The organism is Hyella patelloides LEGE 07179 (assembly GCF_900659865.1).
GTDB classification, from domain to species: domain Bacteria; phylum Cyanobacteriota; class Cyanobacteriia; order Cyanobacteriales; family Xenococcaceae; genus Hyella; species Hyella patelloides.
Genome location: NZ_LR214216.1, coordinates 1 through 2,947, shown reverse-complemented (window position 1 = coordinate 2,947; position 2,947 = coordinate 1). Strand labels below are relative to the sequence as shown.

Sequence of the window (2,947 nt, the reverse complement as noted above, 5' to 3'; positions counted from 1 at the left end):
TCAGAGTTTTTATTAATCTTTAATATTAGTTCTCTATTAAACATAGAGAACTAGCTGCCATCTCCTCTACGCAAACACTTCAGCTATCCGTTCTCTTATCAACTTTTCTTGGTGCAAGATCTGAGTTATAAACAAAGAGCCAAAAAAATAAAACATGAGTTACTTTCGTACTGCTGTTGATTTAACAACTGGCTATATTCCTGGGGAACAACCCAAACCAGGAACACCAATTCTTAAATTAAACACCAATGAAAATCCCTATCCACCTTCTCCCAAGGCGATAGAAGTTTTACGTAATCTCGATAGTGAATGGCTACGACGCTACCCCGATCCTTACGCTAAAGATTTTTGTTTAGCAGTTAGTGAAGCCTTAGAAATTCCTACCGATTGGATTATTGTCAGTAATGGTAGTGATGAATTACTCAATGTCATAATTCGAGCTTGCGCTGAAGGTAGCGATCGCCCTGTAGTTTATCCGATGCCAACTTATGTTCTTTATCGAACTTTAGCTGCCCTGCAACCTGCTGATGCAGTAGAAATAAGTTATCCTCAAGATTTTAAGTTACCCATAGATGAACTTGTGGCTGCTAAGGGTGCAGTTACTTTTATTGCTTCTCCTAATAGCCCTTCTGGTCATATTGTACCTCTTGATGATTTGCGAGAATTGGCACAGAGACTATCTGGAATATTAGTTATCGATGAAGCCTATGTTGATTTTGCTGACTATTCAGCATTACCTTTAGTACGAGAATTCGATAATGTGATTATCCTGAGAACTTTGTCTAAAGGTTATTCCCTAGCAGGTTTACGCATGGGGTTTGGTATTGCCAATCCTCAATTACTAACTGGTTTGTTTAAAGTCAAAGACAGCTACAACATTGATGCGATCGCAACTTTGGTGGGTGCAGCAGCAATCAGCGATCGAGCTTATAAAAATGAATGTGCCGAGAAAATCAAAAAGTCCAGAGAAATACTGACTGCCAATCTTAAAAATTTAGATTTTACCGCACTTAAATCCCACGGAAATTTCCTGCTAGCAACTCCACCAGAAGGTAACGCAGAACATTTGTACCTTCAATTAAAAGCACGAGGTATTTTAGTTCGCTATTTTAAACAATTTGGATTAGAAAATAAACTACGAATTACGGTAGGAACAGAGGAGCAAAACCAAACTTTATTGGCAGCATTATTGGCGATCGAGAAACAGTAAAGTTAAACCACAGCATTATCCCAATCTTATTATATGGAGGATTTACTATGGTACTCTGCCGATGATAGACGGAGCCTGCTTTGACTTCGTCATAATTCAATTGAACATAGCCTGATAAACCACAATGAAAGCTATTATTATCAACCAATATGGTTCTACAGATGTTTTAAAATATACGGAAGTTTCTCAACATCGTGTAAAGGTACTGCCCTGAGTCTTAGTAGGGAAATAAGTAGCTCTTCAAGACTAATACAGATGAAAGACACAACTGTTTAACAGGTAAAATCTAAACGTATAGAAAGATGGAATTTAGGTTCAAGATTAACCTTCCACACACCCCTCGGTTAGCAGCTTGCAAAATGTCCAAAATACTGTGGTTGACGGAGCAAAAGTAGAATACCGAAAAGTCAGGAGGAGCGCATTGCGATGAAAGTCGCATGATGCGTTTTGAATGGGAGTGTCAGAGGGTGACCTCTGGCTCGACCCCCAACATTAAAGGGTCATATCGAATTCAAAGCTATGAATAGCAATCACTCTAGATGTAATACTTGGCAATAAAATTAAGCAGACTCAGCAATTTTTCCACTGTTTCAAAATTGGTAAAATCTCATCAAGTTCATTAATAACTGCGTCTGCTTCCGTAGGTTCAGACCAAAACTGATTGCGTTTCCAAATTGCTTTTAAATCAGCTTTTTTTGCTCCAACAACATCAGCTTGGGGATTATCGCCAATGTAAACGCTGGTTTTTGCGGTCGTTTTTAATTTTGATAGTGCAATATGAAATATTTCGGGCTGTGGTTTTCTAATTTGTTCAGCTTCCGAAATCACAATTGTATTAAAGTATTTTTCAATGCCCAACCCTTGAATAGACCTAGACTGAAAAATTGTACGACCATTTGTAATCATACCAAGCAAATAATCTTGCTGTTTTAGCAAATTTATAGTGTCGATTAGGTAGGGAAAAGGAACACAGTGATTAATAAACTTTGTTTCATAATCATCAAGTAAAAATTGCCAACTTACTTGAGCGATTTCAAATTCTTCGATTAGGCTTTGATATACTTTATCTTTCCAGACATGACCACGACAATCCAACTCAATAAATCGCCTAATGTAACTTTGTCGCTCAATATGTCCTAAAGAGGTTGCGAATCTATCGTACTGATTGGCTACAAAACTTTGTAGTGATGAGTCGCGGTTAAGTAATGTTCCATCTAAATCGAAAATAACTGCTTTAATCATAACTACTCAAAATCTGCAATATTTTAGTTTTCTGAAGATCGCCATAACCAATTCTCAAATGTTTTCATATAGATTAACTCAGTTTATATTTTGTTGGTTTCAAGTACCGATAATAAAGCAAGGTTAGTTATTGTTCATCAAAGCGATCGGGATTTAGCAACTTTATCTTATTGGATTGAAAATCGCAAGATTGAGCCAGTAATAGATCGTACTTATTTATTACAAGAAGTAGGAGAGGCTCAAATTTATAGCGAAGAAGGACAAGCTAAAGGAAAAATTTTAATAACAGTTAAATAGTTTTTAATTATCTAGTTTCTTTCCATTAACACGAGGAATATAGTTTCAAGAGAGTCGAAGCAGGCTCTGCATCAATACTGTTCGGTTAAGCTAAAAGATGAGTTAATGAGAGTATTCGTAACCGAAATCGTATGGAACTTAAACCTTTAACTCTTATTGCGCCAAAAATCCAAGTGAGTGAATTATTTCCCGCTTTGA

General features: G+C 36.7%; 3 protein-coding genes. 2 read left to right on the top strand and 1 reads right to left on the bottom strand.

Annotated elements, in window-relative coordinates:
• Positions 1-154: 154 nt before the first annotated feature.
• Entirely contained in the window at positions 155-1,210 is a 1,056-nt protein-coding gene (gene hisC / locus H1P_RS32355; protein ID WP_144875446.1) for a histidinol-phosphate transaminase, read from the top strand.
• Positions 1,211-1,780: 570 nt separating this feature from the next.
• On the opposite strand, the gene H1P_RS32350 is transcribed toward hisC, so the two are convergent.
• Positions 1,781-2,452 (bottom strand): HAD family hydrolase, encoded by a 672-nt coding sequence (locus H1P_RS32350; RefSeq protein WP_144875444.1) that lies wholly within the window; start codon positions 2,450-2,452, stop codon positions 1,781-1,783.
• Between the two features lie 93 nt (positions 2,453-2,545).
• Here H1P_RS32350 and H1P_RS32345 point away from each other — a divergent pair, with 93 nt between their 5' ends.
• Positions 2,546-2,749 carry a zinc-binding dehydrogenase gene (locus H1P_RS32345; RefSeq protein WP_222427357.1) on the top strand — a complete coding sequence of 68 codons (204 nt, stop codon included), beginning with the start codon at positions 2,546-2,548 and terminating at the stop codon, positions 2,747-2,749.
• Positions 2,750-2,947: the final 198 nt, after the last annotated feature.

Bases quoted from the DNA above. Each gene is read 5' to 3' on its own strand.
- hisC (WP_144875446.1), top strand. From the start codon at position 155: ATGAGTTACTTTCGTACTGCTGTTGATTTAACAACTGGCTATATTCCT.
- H1P_RS32350 (WP_144875444.1), bottom strand. From the start codon at position 2,452: ATGATTAAAGCAGTTATTTTCGATTTAGATGGAACATTACTTAACCGC.